Genomic DNA, 14,845 nt, shown 5'->3' on the forward strand with positions numbered 1-14,845 from the left:
TTCTACCAGCCCGGACGGCGCGCCAGCGCGCGGGCAGGCCGCGGCGGGAATACTGGGAGCGGCGCCGATGCTGTGCCGAGGAGACCCCCATCGGAAGGACACCCATGGCCACCGTCGAGCTCACCGACGACACGTTCGAGAAGACCGTCACCGACAACGACATCGTGCTGGTCGACTTCTGGGCCGAGTGGTGCGGCCCGTGCAAGCAGTTCGGTCCCGTCTTCGAGGCCTCGTCCGAGGAGAACACGGACGTGGTGCACGCGAAGCTCGACACCGAGGCCCACCAGCGCATCGCCGCCGCCGCGGGCGTGAGCGCCATCCCGACGCTCATGGCGTTCCGCGAGGGCGTGCTCGTCTTCAACCAGGCCGGCGCGCTGCCCGCGCCCGCGCTCAAGCAGGTCGTCGAGGCCGTCAAGGGCCTCGACATGGACGACGTGCGCGCCCAGATCGCCGCCGCGAACAACGGTTCGCCGCAGGCCTGATCGCCGCACCACCCGCAGCACACGCGACGGCCGCCCCGGGATCCCCGGGGCGGCCGTCGTGCGTCGCCTAGACTGACCGGCGCTCGGCCGGAGTGATGGAATTGGCAGACATGCGGCGTTTAGATCGCCGTGCCCTCAGGGCGTGCGGGTTCGACCCCCGTCTCCGGCACCCGGGCCCTCCCGTCGCGGTCAGCCGCCGAGGGGAGCGGCCGTCCCGTGCTCGTCGCCGAGCTTGTCCGCGATCCGCACCAGGTCGCGCAGGTCGTCCGCGTCGAGGCGGTCGGCGAACCGCCGGCGGACGGACTCCAGGTGGGTCGGCGTCGCGTCGCGCAGCGCCTCGCGACCTGTCGCCGTGAGCGAGAGCAGGCAACCCCGGCCGTCCGCGGGGTCGGGCGCCCGGGCGATGAGCCCCCGGCTCTCCATGCGACTCGCGTGCCGCGACAGCCTGCTGCGCGACCAGCCCATCTTCGTGGCCTGCTCGTGCAGCGTGCTGGTGGTTCCCGGTCGCTCGACCAGCGTGCTCAGCACCTCGTAGTCGGGCTCGGAGAGGCCGGTACCGGCGAGATCCCGCGCGGTGTCCGCGCGGACGGAGGTCGTCATCCGCCGGAAGGCCCGCCAGGCACGTTCCTGGTCCTCGTCGAGCCAGGGCGCGGCCGACCCGGGCCGTCGGTCTCGCGAAGTCGTTGACATGTCATCATCCTAGGACCTAGGTTCATTGACATGTCAACGAATTCGGTGCGCGTCATGCTCCTCACCTGCAGCACCCGGCCCACGGCCCTCGGGCCGGCGGTCGCGGAGTGGTTCGGCCGCACCGTCGCGCCGCTCGCGGAGGACCTCGGCGTCGAGCTGGTCCCCGTGTCGCTGGGGGAGCTCGACCTGCCGCTCCTCGACGAGGAGGAGCATCCGTCGTCGGGCGTCTACCGGCATCGGCACACGCGGGAGTGGAGCGCGCTGGTGGACTCGGTGGACGGTGTCGTCGCGGTGACGCCGGAGTACAACTTCGGCATGCCGGCCACGCTCAAGAACGCGCTGGACTACCTCGGCCGGGAGTGGGCCTGGAAGCCGATCGGCTTCGTCAGCTACGGCAACACGTCGGCCGGGACCCGCTCCGTCCAGCACGCCAAGCAGGTCGTGACCACGCTGCGGCTCGTGCCGCTCGGCGCGACCGTCGCGCTCCGGATCGGCGACGCCGTCGTGGACGGCCGGGTCCGGGCCCGACGCGCGGTGGGACGGTGCGGCGGCCCGGGTGCTCGGCGAGGTCGCCCGGCTGGCCCAGGCGCTGCGTCCGCTGCGAGAGGCGGCGGACGACGACGCCGTCGAGGGGCCGGTGCCCGGCTCCTACCTCCGGCGCCTCACGCCCGGCGACGCCGCCGAGGTGATGGTGCTCCAGCGCTGCTGCTGGGTCGACGAGGCGCTCGCCAACGACACCCTGGCGCTGGCGCCCTTGCACGAGAGCCTCGACGACGTGCGTGGCTGGCTGACCGAGTGGCGCACGACCGGGCTGTGGCGCGACGGGCGGCTGCTCGGGATGGTCCGCACCCGGCACGACGACGGCACCGTGCACGTGGGCCGCCTCGCCGTCGTCCCCGACCTGCGCGGCGCCGGCGTCGGCCGATGGCTGCTGCGCCGTGCGCAGGCCGACCTCGAGCCGGGGCTCGAGCGGGTGGTGCTCAGCACCGGCGCGCGCAGCGAGCGCAACCTCCGCCTCTACGAGAGCGAGGGGTTCGCGCGCGAGGGCGGGGCCGCGGACGGGGTCGTCCAACTCGGCAAGCCCGTACCGGCCCCGGTCGCAACGCTCGCGCGCTGACGACGCGGCGACCGGCGGCCCTCAGTCGAGGCCGAGGGTCTTGCGCACCCGGGCGACGTGGCCGGTCGCCTTGACGTTGTACTGCGCGACGGCGACCTTCCCGTCGGGGTCGACGACGACGGTGGAGCGGATGACGCCCACGTACGTCTTGCCGTAGTTCTTCTTCTCGCCCCAGGCGCCCCACGCCTCGAGGGCCTCGTGCTCGGTGTCGGCCAGGAGGGGGAACGTCAGGGCGTCGCGCTCGGCGAACTTCGCGAGCTTGTCGACGCCGTCGGGCGAGACGCCGACGACGGCGTACCCGGCGCCCTGCAGCGAGGCGAGGGAGTCGCGGAAGTCGCACGCCTCGGTGGTGCAGCCCGGCGTCATCGCGGCGGGGTAGAAGTACACGACGACGCCCCGGCGGCCGGGCTCGGCGAGCGCGTCGGCGAGCGAGAACGTGCCGGTGGTGTGCCCGGTGCCGGCGGGATCGGGCAGGACGGCGGGCAGCTCGAGGGTGGGGGCGGCGTCGCCGACGGCGAGACGGGTCACGGGTGCTCCTTGGTGTCGAGAACGTGCGGGGCGCGGCGACCGGGTTCGCGAGACGGTCGCGGGCGCGCGCTCGGCGTCGAGCCTAAACGCCGCCGTCGTCTAGCGTGGAGCCGTGACCGACCGCGCACCCCGCTCCACGCCCGACAGCAAGCCGCTGCCCATCCGCATGCTGCACGACCGGCTGCTGGTGCAGCCGGAGGTCGACTCGGCGGAGCGGCAGTCGACGGCGGGCCTCGTGATCCCCGCGACCGCGGCCGGGGCCAAGCGCCTCGCGTGGGCCCAGGTGGTGGCGAAGGGCGAGCACGTGCGGCAGGTCGCCGTGGGCGACCGCGTCCTGTACGACCCGGAGGACCGTGCCGAGGTGGACCTCGGCGGCACCGACTACGTGCTGCTGCGCGAGCGCGACGTGCACGGCGTCACCGAGACCGAGGACGAGGGCGGCGCGACCGGCCTGTACCTCTGACGGCCGCCTGACGACCCTGCCCGCCGTCGCTACGGTGGGCGCATGACCGGCGACGACGCCCGAACCGCGGACCCCCTCGACCTGCTGGCGCTCGACGACGAGCTGAGCCCGACCGAGCGCGAGACCCGAGACCGGGTGCGCGCGCTGGTCGACGAGCACGTCCGCCCCCACGTCGCGCGCTGGTTCGCCGACGGGGTGTTCCCGCTCGACCTGGTGCCCCGCCTCGCGGAGGCCGGGCTGCTCGGCATGCACCTGCACGGGTACGGCTGCGCGGGCCGGTCGGCGGTCGAGTACGGCCTGGCGATGGCGGAGCTCGAGGCGGGCGACTCCGGCATCCGCACCTTCGTGTCGGTGCAGGGCTCGCTCGCGATGACGGCGATCGCGAAGCACGGGTCGCCCGCGCAGCGGGAACGCTGGCTGCCGGGGATGGCGGCGGGCGAGACGATCGGTTGCTTCGCGCTCACCGAGCCCGGGGCCGGCTCCGACCCCGCCTCGATGACGACGACGGCGACGCACGTCGGCGACGCGTGGGTGCTGTCGGGCCGTAAGCGCTGGATCGGGCTGGCGTCGGTGGCGGACGTCGCAGTGGTCTGGGCGCGCGCCGTCGACCCGGACGACGACGCCCGGCCCCGCGTGCGCGGGTTCCTCGTCCCGACGACGACGCCCGGGTTCGCCGCGACGCCGATCGAGCCGAAGCTCTCGCTGCGCGCGTCGGTCCAGTGCGACGTCGTGCTCGACGACGTCCGGCTGCCCGCGGACGCGATCCTGCCGGAGCACCCCGGCCTGGCGGGGCCGTTCGCCTGCCTGGCGGAGGCGCGCTACGGCATCGCGTGGGGCGCGACGGGTGCCGCGCGCGACAGCCTCGGCGCCGCGCTGCGGCACGCGGGGGAGCGGGTCCAGTTCGGCCGCCCTCTGGCGGCGTTCCAGCTCACGCAGGCGAAGCTCGTCGACATGGCCCTGGAGGTGTCGCGGGCGCAGCTCCTCGCGCTGCGGCTCGGGCGGCTGAAGGACGCCGGGCGGCTGGAGCCGCACATGATCTCGGCGGGCAAGCTCGCGAACGTGCGGTCCGCGATCGAGGTCGCCCGGACCGCTCGCACCGTGCTCGGGGGCGACGGCATCACGCTGGAGCACTCGCCGATGCGGCACGCCGCGAACCTCGAGTCGGTCCGCACCTACGAGGGCACCGACGAGGTCCACACCCTGATCCTGGGCCGGCACCTGACCGGCCACCAGGCGTTCCGGTGACGCGCGGGCGACCGGTCGCGGCCCTGCCGTGGCCTGTCGCGGAGGTCACAGCCCTGACCGGCCACGACGGTTTCCCGGCAGCCCCACGCGGCTGGTAATGTTTCTCACCGCCAGCGCCATTAGCTCAATTGGCAGAGCAGCTGACTCTTAATCAGCGGGTTCGGGGTTCGAGTCCCTGATGGCGCACCAGCACGAGGTCCCCGTACCGCGGGGACCTCGTCGCGTGAGGACCTCTCCGGTGCGAGCCTGCGGGCGTCCTCTGGCCATGCACCACCAAGCGCCATTAGCTCAATTGGCAGAGCAGCTGACTCTTAATCAGCGGGTTCGGGGTTCGAGTCCCTGATGGCGCACCACCAAGCCCCGCCCGGCACCGCCGGGCGGGGCTTCGTCGTGCCGGGGGCAGTTGGCGTCCAGTGGTCGTCCAGAGTTCTCCCTGTCGCCTCCGGCACGCACCGGAGAGTTCACCCGCCGCCACCACGCTGTGGTCCCGGGTGAGCCCGGGCTGCCTGGCGGGAGCGCCCTTCCCTCATCGACGACAGGAAGGACGGCACGCTGATGCGGCCGAACCCCTCAGGACGCCTGCGCGCGTCCACCCTCGCCGCCTGCGTGGTGGCGACGGCGCTCGCGGTCCCCGCCGCCGGCGTCGTGCCCGCCGCGGCGGCGGTACCCGCGACCCCCGACCCGGGAGCGCCGACGAGGGCCGACGACCGGTTCCCCGGGTTCCCCGGCTGGCCGGAGAGCAGGCCCGGGTCCTCGGAGCGCGGGACGAAGCCGGGCAAGCCCGCCGAGCCGGGCACCGCGCCCACGCTGACCCCGGCGGACGGCGCCCACCTGGAGGGCACCGTGCGGTTCGCGGCCGACCCGACCACCGCGGGCGACCCGGTCGGCCGGATCACCATCGACGGCGCGGACCTGACCGGCCTCGAGGCGACGACGGGCACGTCCGCCCTGACGTTCGACGTCGGGAGCAACTCCGCCGACGTCGCGTTCGGCAACTACCTCGTGGTCAACGGCCACCGCGTCGAGCAGGACCGCACCTGGGTGTCGGAGCGCGTCTCCGTGCCCGTGCCGAACGAGTGGCTCGTCGAGGGCACCAACACGGTCGAGATCCACGCGGGCGGCCTGGACTCGTCCTGCGGCGTGAACTTCGACGACTTCGTGGTCTCGGAGCTGCAGCTCGAGCTGCTCGGCGAGACCGCCGGTGACGCCGGGAACTCCTTCGGGTACTCGATGGGCGACGGCTCCTGCGGCAGCAACACCTCCTACGTCAAGGAGGCGACGGCGACGTTCGAGGTCGAGGCCGCGCCGGGTGCGACCGCGGGGCTCGCCGCCGACGTCGACACGACGACGCTCGCCAACGGCGCGCACGAGGTGGTCGCGACGACCCGCTCGGGGGCGACCGCCGCGCACACGGTGCGCGTGAACAACTCCCCGGTCGGCGCCCCGGCGCTCGCCCCGGAGGACGGGACGCTCACGCGCGGCGTGCAGACCGTCACGGCGTCCACCCCCGCGGACGGGGAGGGCGGCACCGCGTCGCTGACCGTCGACGGCGCACCCGTCGCGGGGCCCGCCACCCTGGGCGAGGGGGTGTCCGTGTTCGCGTTCGACGTCGGCACGAACGCGATCGAGACCCGCTACCAGAACCACCTGCTCGTCAACGGCACCCGGCTCGACCTGCGCGGCGAGGGCGGCCGCGACCTGGTCTCCGAGCGTGTCCAGGTGGGCGTGCCGAACCGGCTGCTGCGCCCCGGCGCCAACACGATCGCGCTGGTCGCGGGTGACGTCTCGGCGTCGTGCGGGGCGAACCTCGACGACTTCGCGGCGTCGAACCTCGCCCTGAGCGTCGCCGACGGCACCGTCACCCCGCCGGCCGACCTGCAGACCACCTACGCCATGGGCGACGGGAGCTGCGGCTCCAGCAGCACGGCGCTGCCGAAGGTCGAGCTGACGTGGACGATCGACGCCCCGGCGGATACCTCGTTCCCGGCGCTCGGGCACGGCGCGGCGACCGTGTCGTTCGTCGTCGGCTCCAACTCGCTCGACGGGTCGGCGCAGAACCTGCTGCGCATCAACGGCATCGAGCGCCGCATCGACCAGACCATCGTCGGCGGCCGCGGCGAGATCACCTTCCCCAACGAGTGGCTCCTGCCCGGGTGGAACGAGATCGACGTGGTCACGGGCGCCTTCGAGAACGACTGCAACCTCGACGACTTCACCGTCTCGGACGTCGTCCTGACGCCGGCGGACGGCACGGCGCGGCAGCAGAACGCGGCGGCGTCGTACGGGCTCGGCGACGGCACCTGCGGCTCGAACCTCAACTCCTTCCGCCAGGTCGACCTGCACTTCCTGGTGGACGCCCCGGCGCGCGGCCTGCGCGCGGACGTGGACACCGCGGACCTGAAGGACGGGGAGCACGAGCTCGCGGCGGCGTCCACCACGGGCGAGACCGCCACGCGCGTGCTGGAGACGGACAACTCCGCGCCGCGCGTCGCGTCCTCGGTCCCGGCCGACGGCGCACGGATCACGTCCGCCGTGCCGCTCGCGGTGGAGCTCGACGACGCGCACGGGGTGGTCGGGGACGCGCAGGTCACGCTCGACGGCGAGGCCGTCGCGCTCGGTACCCCGGTCGGCCCGGGGCTGCCCGCGGGTGAGCACATCCTCGAGGTGGCGGTCGCGGACTCGCTGGGCAACGCGGCGACGCGGGAGATCACCTTCACCAGCGCCGGCGTGCCCGGCGTGCCGACCGACCTCGCCCCCGCCCGCGGGACGACAGACGTCGACTCGCCGGTGACGCTGTCGGCCCGCGTCGCCGGCCCGGACGACGGCACCGTCACGGCGACGTTCGCGCAGGCGGACGTGCTGCTGCCCGGTGAGGTCCGGCAGGGCACGGCCGACGCCGTCCCGACGGAGCTCGACCCCCGGGGCGCGAAGAAGGTCTCGGCGAAGGGCCTGGCCGCGGGCGACGGGAAGACCCTCGCCTCCCCGCAGGCCGACGCCGTCGCCTACCAGCGCTTCGACGTCCGGGTGAAGCCCCGCGAGGAGCGCCCGGTGGTGCGCTGGAGCGGCACCGCCGACCCGGCGCGCGAGGTCTCGCTGCTGGTGTGGGACACGAAGGCGAAGGCCTGGGACGCGCTCGCGGCGTCGCGCGGCTCCGCCGACGGCGACACCGTGCTGGTGGCGCCGGCCGGGCCGGAGCACCGCGACCGCGGCGTCGTGCACGTCATGGTGACGGCCACGGACCCGTTCGCGGACGACCTCGACGCCGGGGCCGAGGGCTTCGCCGACCCGGCGGACTACGACTTCTCCATCGCGCACCTGACGGACACGCAGTACCTGTCCGAGGGCGCGGTGGAGCAGGAGACCGCCGAGGAGCGGGAGATCTGGGAGTCCGCGTACGCGGGGGTGACCGGGTGGATCGCCGAGAACGCCGACGAGCGCAAGATCTCGTTCGTCTCGCACACCGGTGACCTCATCGAGAACAACATCCGCGAGCCGCAGGACGACGCCATGCGTGACCAGGTCACGGGCGAGTTCGAGGTCTCGTCCCGTCAGCAGGCGACGATCGACGGCATCCCCAACTCCGCCGTCGCGGGCAACCACGACAACTGGTCCGGGGCGGACGGCGGCGCCGACCTGTACAACCGGTACTTCGGCCCCGACCGGTACGAGGCCGCGGCCGCGTCCTGGGAGAACGCCGAGTACCGCTCCTGGCGCGAGGGCGACAACTCCAACCACTACGTCCTGTTCTCCGCGGGCGGGCTGGACTTCGTCGCCGTCGGCATGGGGTACGGCGTCACCCGCGAGGAGGCCGAGTGGGCCGACGGGGTCTTCGAGCGGTACTCCGACCGCAACGGCATCCTCATGACCCACGCGTACCTCGCCGCCAGCACGCAGAAGGACGGCCGGAACGCGGGCTTCGCCGCCCCGGACGGCTCGCCGCTGTACAAGTACGTGGTCGAGCCGAACGACAACGTGTTCCTCGTGCTCGCCGGGCACGTGCACGGCGTCACGACCAACGTCAAGCCGAAGGTCGGCGAGATCGCGGACGGCGTCGTGGAGCTCCTCGCGGACTACCAGGCGTTCACCGTGCCCGCGCAGCGCGTGGGCCTCGGCTCGATCGGGGGCTACGACCCGTCCGAGCGGCTGCGGTTCGGCGCCTCGTACTTCCGGCTCCTGCAGTTCGACGTCGACCGGGCCGAGATGAGCGTCGACACCTACTCGCCCCTCCTCGACGACTTCGGGGCCGACGAGTGGGACCCGGACGCCCGCTACGACTCGACGGCCGACAACGCCGTGCTCCCGGTGGACCTCACCACCCGCACGACGTCGCTGGTCACGGACTCGCTGGCCGTCTACGCGCCGACCCGGGTGATCGGGACGAAGGCCGTGACCTCGGGGGACGTCGCGTCCGTCCGCTGGGACCGGCTGAAGCGGGACACGCAGTACGCGTGGATCGTCACGGCCACCACGCGCGGCGGCGGCGTCACCGCCGCCGAGCCGGCCTTCTTCACCACCCGGGGCGGCAAGCGGTGACGTCCACCACCCCGGCCAGGACGGCGTCGCGTCGCGGCGCCGTCCTGGCGGCCCTCGGGCTCACGGTCGTCGGCACGGCCGTCGGCACGGTGGTCGGCACGGTCGGCATGGTCGGCACGGCCGGTCCGGCCGCGGCACACGACGCCACGACCGACGCCTACGCGCGGGTCACGGCGGGCGCCGCCGCCGACGTGCACGTCGAGCTCGACCTCGAGTACGACCTGCTCATGAAGTCCGCGTGGCTCACGGCCGAGGCGTACGACGCCCGCGGTGAGGCCGCGCAGGAGGCCCAGCTCGCCGAGCACGCCGACGAGGTCGCCGCCTACGTCACCGAGCGCTTCCAGGTGGCGGCGGGCGACGACCTCTGCACCCCGGCGCTCGCGGCGGACCCCACGGTCGTCGACCGGGGCGGGAAGGCCTTCGCCACGGTCGTGCTCGACTACGCGTGCCCCACCCGGGACGAGGAGGGGGCAGGGACGCACGCGCTGTTCAGCGCCCTGTTCCCGGACGCCGAGTCGTTCGTGCACACCACCGAGACGATGGTGACCTTCGACCTCGACGGCGAGGAGGGCTCGGCGGTGCTCACGCCGTCCGACCCGACCGTCACGACGGGCGGGCAGGGCACGTGGCACCGGCTGGGGGAGTTCTTCGTGCTGGGCGCGGAGCACCTGCTGCTCGGCCCCGACCACCTGCTCTTCCTGCTGGCCCTGATCGTCGGTTCCCGGCGCCTGCGCGACGTCGTCCTGGTGGCGACGTCGTTCACCGTGGCGCACTCCGTGACGTTCCTCCTCGCGGCGACCGGTGCCGTGAGCGCGCCCGGGGCGGTGGTCGAGCCGGTCATCGCGCTCTCGATCGCCGCCGTGGCCGCGGGGCACCTCTGGGCCGTGCGGCCGGGCGCGCCGCCGCGGCTCGGCGCGCTGGTCGACGTCGCGACCGAGCCACGTCGCCAGGTCCGGCGGCGCTGGCACGACCTGTCGCGGTCCGACGTCACCCGGCTCGCCGTCGTGTTCGCCTTCGGCCTCGTGCACGGGCTGGGGTTCGCCGGGGCCCTGGGGCTCGACGAACCCTGGTCGTGGGGGCTGCTCGGGTCGCTGCTGGTCTTCAACGTGGGGATCGAGGCCGTGCAGCTCGGCATCATCGCCGCGCTCTTCCCGCTGCTCGTGCTGCTGCGACGGCGCGCGCCCCGCGCCGCGCGGTGGGCGACCGGCGTCGCGGCGGCCGGGGTCGCCGTCGTCGGGCTCGTCTGGTTCGTGCAGCGGGTGCTCGGGCTCGGGTGAGGGTCCAGGATGGGGCGATGATCTCCACCGAGCTCGCGGCCCGGCTGCGCGACGCCGGGCTGGTGTGGCGGCCCGCCGACGGCGACCGGTTCCGCATCGACGCCGCCGACCTGTCCGCCGACGTCTTCACCGTCAGCACGATGACGATCGAGGCGCACGACTACCCGACCGGCACCATCCTCGGGTTCAACGGCACCACCGAGTGGGCGCTCGACTCCGTGGCCATCGAGGACGCGCTGTGGCTGCCGCGCGAGGACCAGCTGCGCGAGCTGCTGCGCTCCACCTTCCGCGGGCTGACCCGCACGGGCGAGGGGGAGGCGGAGGGCTACGAGGTCGAGGTGGAGCTGCTCGGCGAGCCGCGGACCTTCACGGCCACGGATCCCGCCGAGGCGTACGGCGCGGCGTTGCTCGCCCTCGTGGAGCTCAGCGTCTGAGCTCCGGTGCCCGGCCGCCCGCTTACCCTGGGGGCGTGCCCGATCCCGTGACGTCCGAGCCCGTCGACCCGCGCCACCGCCGCCAGCCCGTGAGCTTCGTGCGCCGCAGCGCGCGTCTCACGACCGCGCAGGGCAAGGCGTGGGACACCCGCCGAGACCGGTACCTCGTCGACGTGCCGCGCGGCGCCGCGGTGACCTCGGTCGACCCGTCCTGGACGTTCGACCCGGTGCAGGTCTTCGGTCGCACCGCCCCGCTGGTGGTGGAGATCGGGTCGGGCCAGGGCGAGGCGATCGTCGCCGCCGCGGCCGCGCACCCCGAGCGCGACCACCTGGCCGTCGAGGTGTACACGCCCGGCCTGGCGCAGACCATCGTGCGTGCGGGCCACGCCGGCGCCGACCCGGGCCGGGACGGCGGCGCGCCGGGCAACGAGCTCGACAACCTGCGCCTGGTCCAGGCGGACGCCGCGGAGCTGCTGGCCACGGCGCTGCCGGAGGCGTCGGTCGACGAGCTGTGGGTCTTCTTCCCGGACCCGTGGCACAAGTCCCGTCACCAGAAGCGGCGGCTCGTCACGCCGGCGTTCGCCGAGGTCGTCGCCCGCGTGCTGCGGCCCGGTGGCGTGTGGCGGCTCGCCACCGACTGGTCGCACTACGCCGACCAGATGCGCGAGGTGCTCGAGGCCTCCGACGACTTCCGCAACGCCCACGGCCCGGGGGAGCGCGCGCCGCGGTTCGAGGGGCGCGTGCTCACGAGCTTCGAGAAGAAGGGCTCCGCCGCGGGCCGGGGCGCGACCGACCTGGAGTACGTGCGCCGCTGAGCCCTGCGCCGGGACGGACGCGCCCCGACCTGGGGACGCGCCCGCGAAGTGACTTGCGCCACACGGCCCGGCTCTAGCAAGGTGTGCCACGCGAATCGTTATCGAGCGGGGCAGCGTGGCCCCGTCGGACGCCTGAGCCAACGGAGGCATCATGAGCGACCTGTCCACCGCGGAGCCACCACCGGGAGAGACCGAGTACCAACGGGTGCAGCGGTCGGACGAGTTCCAGGGGCTGCGACGCGCCTTCCGGAACTTCGTGTTCCCGATGACGGCGCTGTTCCTCGTCTGGTACTTCGTCTACGTCCTGCTCGCCAACTACGCCCACGACTTCATGAGCATCCGGCTGGGCGACAGCAACATCACGGTGGGGCTGCTGTTCGGCCTCGGCCAGTTCGTCTCCACGTTCGTGATCACCATGCTCTACGCCCGCTGGGCGAACAAGAGGTTCGACGCGCGGGCCGACGCGCTGCGCCGTGAGATCGAGGAGGGCGAGCTGTGAGCGGCATCCTGACCGAGTCCCTCGCGGGGACCCCCGTCGTCTCCGCCGCCGAGGCCACGGACATCGGCAACCCCTGGGTGAACATCGGCATCTTCGGGGCGTTCGTCCTGGTCACCCTGGTGATCGTGTTCCGGGCGTCCCGGCAGAACAAGTCCGCCGCCGACTTCTACGCCGGCGGCCGCAACTTCACCGGCCCGCAGAACGGGACCGCCATCGCGGGCGACTACCTGTCGGCGGCGTCCTTCCTCGGCATCTGCGGCGCCATCGCGCTCAACGGGTACGACGGCTTCCTCTACTCGATCGGGTTCCTCGTCGCGTGGCTGGTGGCGCTCCTGCTGGTGGCGGAGCTGCTGCGCAACACCGGCAAGTTCACGATGGCGGACGTGCTGTCGTTCCGGCTGCGCCAGCGGCCGGTGCGGATGGCGGCCGCCCTCGCGACGCTGCTCGTGGTCTTCTTCTACCTGCTCGCCCAGATGGCCGGCGCCGGCGGCCTCGTGGCCCTGCTGCTCGGCGTCGACAGCCGCGCCGGTCAGAGCCTCGTCATCGCCGTGGTCGGTGCGCTGATGATCCTCTACGTGCTGGTGGGCGGGATGAAGGGCACCACCTGGGTGCAGATCATCAAGGCCGTGCTCCTCATCGCGGGCGCCGCCATCATGAGCGTCTGGGTGCTGGCCAAGTTCGGGTTCGACCTCTCGAGCCTGCTCGGCGGCGCCGTCGACGCGGCGGGCGAGGGCGGCGAGGCGCTGCTCGAGCCCGGCAAGCAGTACGGCGTGGACGGCACGTCCAAGCTGAGCTTCCTGTCGCTCGCGCTCGCCCTGGTGCTCGGCACGGCGGGCCTGCCGCACGTGCTCATGCGCTTCTACACCGTGCCGACGGCCAAGGAGGCGCGGCGCTCGGTGGTCTGGGCGATCTGGCTGATCGGCATCTTCTACCTGTTCACCCTGGTGCTCGGCTACGGCGCGGGCGCGCTGGTGGGGCCGGAGGCGATCAACAACGCCCCCGGCGGCGTGAACTCGGCGGCTCCGCTGCTCGCCTTCGCCCTGGGCGGGGAGATCCTGCTCGGGCTCATCTCCGCGGTCGCCTTCGCGACCATCCTGGCCGTGGTGGCCGGGCTGACGATCACCGCGGCGGCGAGCTTCTCGCACGACATCTACGCCAACGTCATCAAGAAGGGGAAGGTCAACCCCGACTCCGAGGTGCGGATCGCGCGCTGGACCGTCGTCGTGATCGGCGTCATCGCCATCGTGGGCGGGATCTTCGCCCAGAACCAGAACGTCGCGTTCCTCGTGGCGCTCGCGTTCGCGGTGGCGGCCTCGGCCAACCTGCCGACGATCGTGTTCTCGCTGTTCTGGAAGCGGTTCAACACCTCGGGCGCGCTGTGGAGCATCTACGGCGGGCTGGTCTCCTGCATCGTGCTGATCGTCCTGTCTCCCACGGTGTCCGGCAACGAGAAGGCGATGTTCCCGTCGGCGGACTTCGACGTCTTCCCGCTGACGAACCCGGGCCTCGTGTCCATCCCGCTGGGCTTCCTGCTCGGGATCGTCGGCACCTTCCTGTCGAAGGAGAAGCCGCACCCGGAGAAGTTCGCCGAGATGGAGGTCCGCTCCCTCACCGGCGCCGGCGCCGAGAAGGCCGTGGCCAAGCACTGACGGCACCCCCGGCACGACGAAGGGCCCCGAGCTCGCTCGGGGCCCTTCGTCCGTCCGGGAGCGGGTCAGCCCGCCGACGTCGAGAGCGAGCCGTCGGAGCTGAACACCAGGCCCAGGGTGATCTCACCCTTCTGCAGCGCCGCCTTGGTGAGCGGGCCGCCCGCGTCCAGCGAGCGGAACTCGGAGAACGTCAGGCCGTACGTCTCTTCGAGGCCCGGCTGGCAGAACGGCCGCTCCGTGCACTCCGGGCCGGCGCCGAGCACCAGCCCGCCGCACGCCTCGGCGAGGTCGGTGAGGGTGGTGAGCGAGTGCTCGTCGGCGAACGCCTGCGTCACGGCGAACGCGTTCTGGTCCTGCGCGGGGGACGGGGCGCCGAACGTCAGGCCCGCCGCGTCGCCGAGCTCGGTGAGCGCGGCCACGGTCGCGTCGAGGTCGCCGCTCGCCACCGGCTCGGCGTCGGCCCCGTCGGCGTCCTTGTTGAGGAACTCCGTGAGGGTGCCGACGTACTCCGGCACCATCTGCACCTGCTTGCCCTCGAGCAGGGCCGGCAGGTACGTCTCGCGGTTGCCGATCGTGGTGACGGTCGCGTCGTAGCCCGCGCTCTTGAGCACGTCGGCGTACACGTTGCCGAGCGTGGCGCTCTCGGCGAAGTCGGCGGCGCCGATCGCGACCGAGACGCCCTCGCCCTGCGACGCGTCGTCGGCGGCGAGCCCGGCGTCCTCGACGAACTTCGCGGCGACGTCCTCCGACGTCTGGCGCTCGATGTCGACCGCCTTGTTGAGGCCGATGAGGGTGTCGGTGTCGAGCGCGGCCGACACGGTGTCGAGCAGCGGGATCAGGTCGGGCGCCTGGGACGCGAGGTCGGCGTTGACGGCCGGGATGATGTTGTCGACCGTCTGCAGCTTCTTGTCGTCCTCGAGCACCACGAGCGCGTCGCCCGGGACGGCCTCGCAGGTCGCCGCGGCGGCCGAGGCGGTGGACGTGGATCCGCCGCCACCGGCCGAGCCGGGGTCGCCGCAGGCGGCGAGCAGCCCGGTGGCGCCGACGACGGCGGCCAGGGCGGCCGTCGTGCGGCGCAGGGGGGTCGTGCGATGGAGGGTCATCGTGCTCTCC

Annotated in this window: 13 protein-coding genes, 3 tRNA genes and 1 pseudogene; 14 read left to right on the top strand and 3 right to left on the bottom strand. The window is 73.4% G+C overall.

The genetic code is table 11. The annotated features are described in order from the left end of the window. The first annotated feature begins 104 nt into the window (after positions 1 to 104). Together trxA and ACFQ8Y_RS07670 are read left to right on the top strand one after the other, a co-directional pair. Positions 105 to 482 carry a thioredoxin gene (gene trxA, locus ACFQ8Y_RS07665; RefSeq protein ID WP_430549762.1) on the top strand — a complete coding sequence of 126 codons (378 nt, stop codon included), beginning with the start codon at positions 105 to 107 and terminating at the stop codon, positions 480 to 482. Between the two features lie 86 nt (positions 483 to 568). After that, positions 569 to 651: transfer RNA gene (locus ACFQ8Y_RS07670), tRNA-Leu, on the top strand. A 20-nt stretch (positions 652 to 671) separates the two neighbouring features. Here the strand turns inward: ACFQ8Y_RS07670 and ACFQ8Y_RS07675 are convergent. After that, a complete protein-coding gene (locus tag ACFQ8Y_RS07675) occupies positions 672 to 1,172 on the bottom strand; it encodes a MarR family winged helix-turn-helix transcriptional regulator (protein WP_430549763.1) in 501 nt (166 codons plus the stop codon). Between the two features lie 54 nt (positions 1,173 to 1,226). Between ACFQ8Y_RS07675 and ACFQ8Y_RS07680 the strand changes: the two are divergent. Together ACFQ8Y_RS07680 and ACFQ8Y_RS07685 are read left to right on the top strand one after the other, a co-directional pair. Continuing rightward, a pseudogene (locus ACFQ8Y_RS07680) lies at positions 1,227 to 1,598 on the top strand (NADPH-dependent FMN reductase); the annotation flags it as partial. 130 nt (positions 1,599 to 1,728) lie between these two features. Then, entirely contained in the window at positions 1,729 to 2,289 is a 561-nt protein-coding gene (locus tag ACFQ8Y_RS07685; protein WP_430585093.1) for a GNAT family N-acetyltransferase, read from the top strand. Positions 2,290 to 2,310: 21 nt separating this feature from the next. Here the strand turns inward: ACFQ8Y_RS07685 and ACFQ8Y_RS07690 are convergent, their stop codons facing one another. Beyond that, a complete protein-coding gene (locus ACFQ8Y_RS07690) occupies positions 2,311 to 2,817 on the bottom strand; it encodes a peroxiredoxin (protein WP_430549765.1) in 507 nt (168 codons plus the stop codon). 166 nt (positions 2,818 to 2,983) lie between these two features. On the opposite strand from ACFQ8Y_RS07690, the gene ACFQ8Y_RS07695 reads away from it, so the two are divergent. From ACFQ8Y_RS07695 to ACFQ8Y_RS07740, 10 genes are all read left to right on the top strand, one after another. Then, positions 2,984 to 3,280, top strand: a complete 297-nt coding sequence (locus tag ACFQ8Y_RS07695) for a GroES family chaperonin (RefSeq protein ID WP_429762689.1) — start codon at positions 2,984 to 2,986, stop codon at positions 3,278 to 3,280. A 42-nt stretch (positions 3,281 to 3,322) separates the two neighbouring features. After that, positions 3,323 to 4,525: an acyl-CoA dehydrogenase family protein gene (locus tag ACFQ8Y_RS07700; RefSeq protein ID WP_430549766.1), complete on the top strand. Its 1,203-nt coding sequence runs from the start codon at positions 3,323 to 3,325 to the stop codon at positions 4,523 to 4,525. A 113-nt stretch (positions 4,526 to 4,638) separates the two neighbouring features. Continuing rightward, positions 4,639 to 4,714 (top strand) — tRNA-Lys (locus tag ACFQ8Y_RS07705). An 88-nt stretch (positions 4,715 to 4,802) separates the two neighbouring features. Then, positions 4,803 to 4,878: transfer RNA gene (locus ACFQ8Y_RS07710), tRNA-Lys, on the top strand. A 202-nt stretch (positions 4,879 to 5,080) separates the two neighbouring features. Continuing rightward, positions 5,081 to 9,058, top strand: coding sequence for a metallophosphoesterase (locus ACFQ8Y_RS07715; protein ID WP_430585094.1), 3,978 nt, complete (start codon positions 5,081 to 5,083; stop codon positions 9,056 to 9,058). Then, complete coding sequence (locus ACFQ8Y_RS07720; RefSeq protein WP_430585095.1) at positions 9,055 to 10,335, top strand: HupE/UreJ family protein; 1,281 nt, start codon at positions 9,055 to 9,057, stop codon at positions 10,333 to 10,335. Before ACFQ8Y_RS07715 ends, ACFQ8Y_RS07720 begins: the two co-directional genes overlap by 4 nt. Before the next feature lie 17 nt (positions 10,336 to 10,352). Further along, a complete protein-coding gene (locus ACFQ8Y_RS07725) occupies positions 10,353 to 10,769 on the top strand; it encodes a pilus assembly protein CpaE (protein ID WP_430549769.1) in 417 nt (138 codons plus the stop codon). Positions 10,770 to 10,804: 35 nt separating this feature from the next. Beyond that, complete coding sequence (gene trmB / locus ACFQ8Y_RS07730; protein WP_430585096.1) at positions 10,805 to 11,584, top strand: tRNA (guanosine(46)-N7)-methyltransferase TrmB; 780 nt, start codon at positions 10,805 to 10,807, stop codon at positions 11,582 to 11,584. Between the two features lie 151 nt (positions 11,585 to 11,735). Further along, positions 11,736 to 12,083 (top strand): DUF485 domain-containing protein, encoded by a 348-nt coding sequence (locus ACFQ8Y_RS07735; protein ID WP_430549771.1) that lies wholly within the window; start codon positions 11,736 to 11,738, stop codon positions 12,081 to 12,083. Positions 12,084 to 12,088: 5 nt separating this feature from the next. Beyond that, a complete protein-coding gene (locus tag ACFQ8Y_RS07740) occupies positions 12,089 to 13,732 on the top strand; it encodes a cation acetate symporter (RefSeq protein ID WP_430549941.1) in 1,644 nt (547 codons plus the stop codon). A gap of 65 nt (positions 13,733 to 13,797) precedes the next feature. Here ACFQ8Y_RS07740 and ACFQ8Y_RS07745 read toward each other — a convergent pair whose 3' ends face one another. Continuing rightward, positions 13,798 to 14,835: a glycine betaine ABC transporter substrate-binding protein gene (locus ACFQ8Y_RS07745; protein ID WP_430585097.1), complete on the bottom strand. Its 1,038-nt coding sequence runs from the start codon at positions 14,833 to 14,835 to the stop codon at positions 13,798 to 13,800. Positions 14,836 to 14,845: the final 10 nt, after the last annotated feature.

It is taken from the genome of Isoptericola sp. NPDC056605 (genome assembly GCF_042792795.1).
Classification (GTDB): Bacteria; Actinomycetota; Actinomycetes; order Actinomycetales; family Cellulomonadaceae; genus Isoptericola.

Bases quoted from the DNA above. Each gene is read 5' to 3' on its own strand.
- ACFQ8Y_RS07715 (WP_430585094.1), top strand. From the start codon at position 5,081: ATGCGGCCGAACCCCTCAGGACGCCTGCGCGCGTCCACCCTCGCCGCC.
- trxA (WP_430549762.1), top strand. From the start codon at position 105: ATGGCCACCGTCGAGCTCACCGACGACACGTTCGAGAAGACCGTCACC.
- ACFQ8Y_RS07695 (WP_429762689.1), top strand. From the start codon at position 2,984: ATGCTGCACGACCGGCTGCTGGTGCAGCCGGAGGTCGACTCGGCGGAG.
- ACFQ8Y_RS07700 (WP_430549766.1), top strand. From the start codon at position 3,323: ATGACCGGCGACGACGCCCGAACCGCGGACCCCCTCGACCTGCTGGCG.
- ACFQ8Y_RS07735 (WP_430549771.1), top strand. From the start codon at position 11,736: ATGAGCGACCTGTCCACCGCGGAGCCACCACCGGGAGAGACCGAGTAC.
- ACFQ8Y_RS07745 (WP_430585097.1), bottom strand. From the start codon at position 14,835: ATGACCCTCCATCGCACGACCCCCCTGCGCCGCACGACGGCCGCCCTG.
- ACFQ8Y_RS07725 (WP_430549769.1), top strand. From the start codon at position 10,353: ATGATCTCCACCGAGCTCGCGGCCCGGCTGCGCGACGCCGGGCTGGTG.
- ACFQ8Y_RS07675 (WP_430549763.1), bottom strand. From the start codon at position 1,172: ATGTCAACGACTTCGCGAGACCGACGGCCCGGGTCGGCCGCGCCCTGG.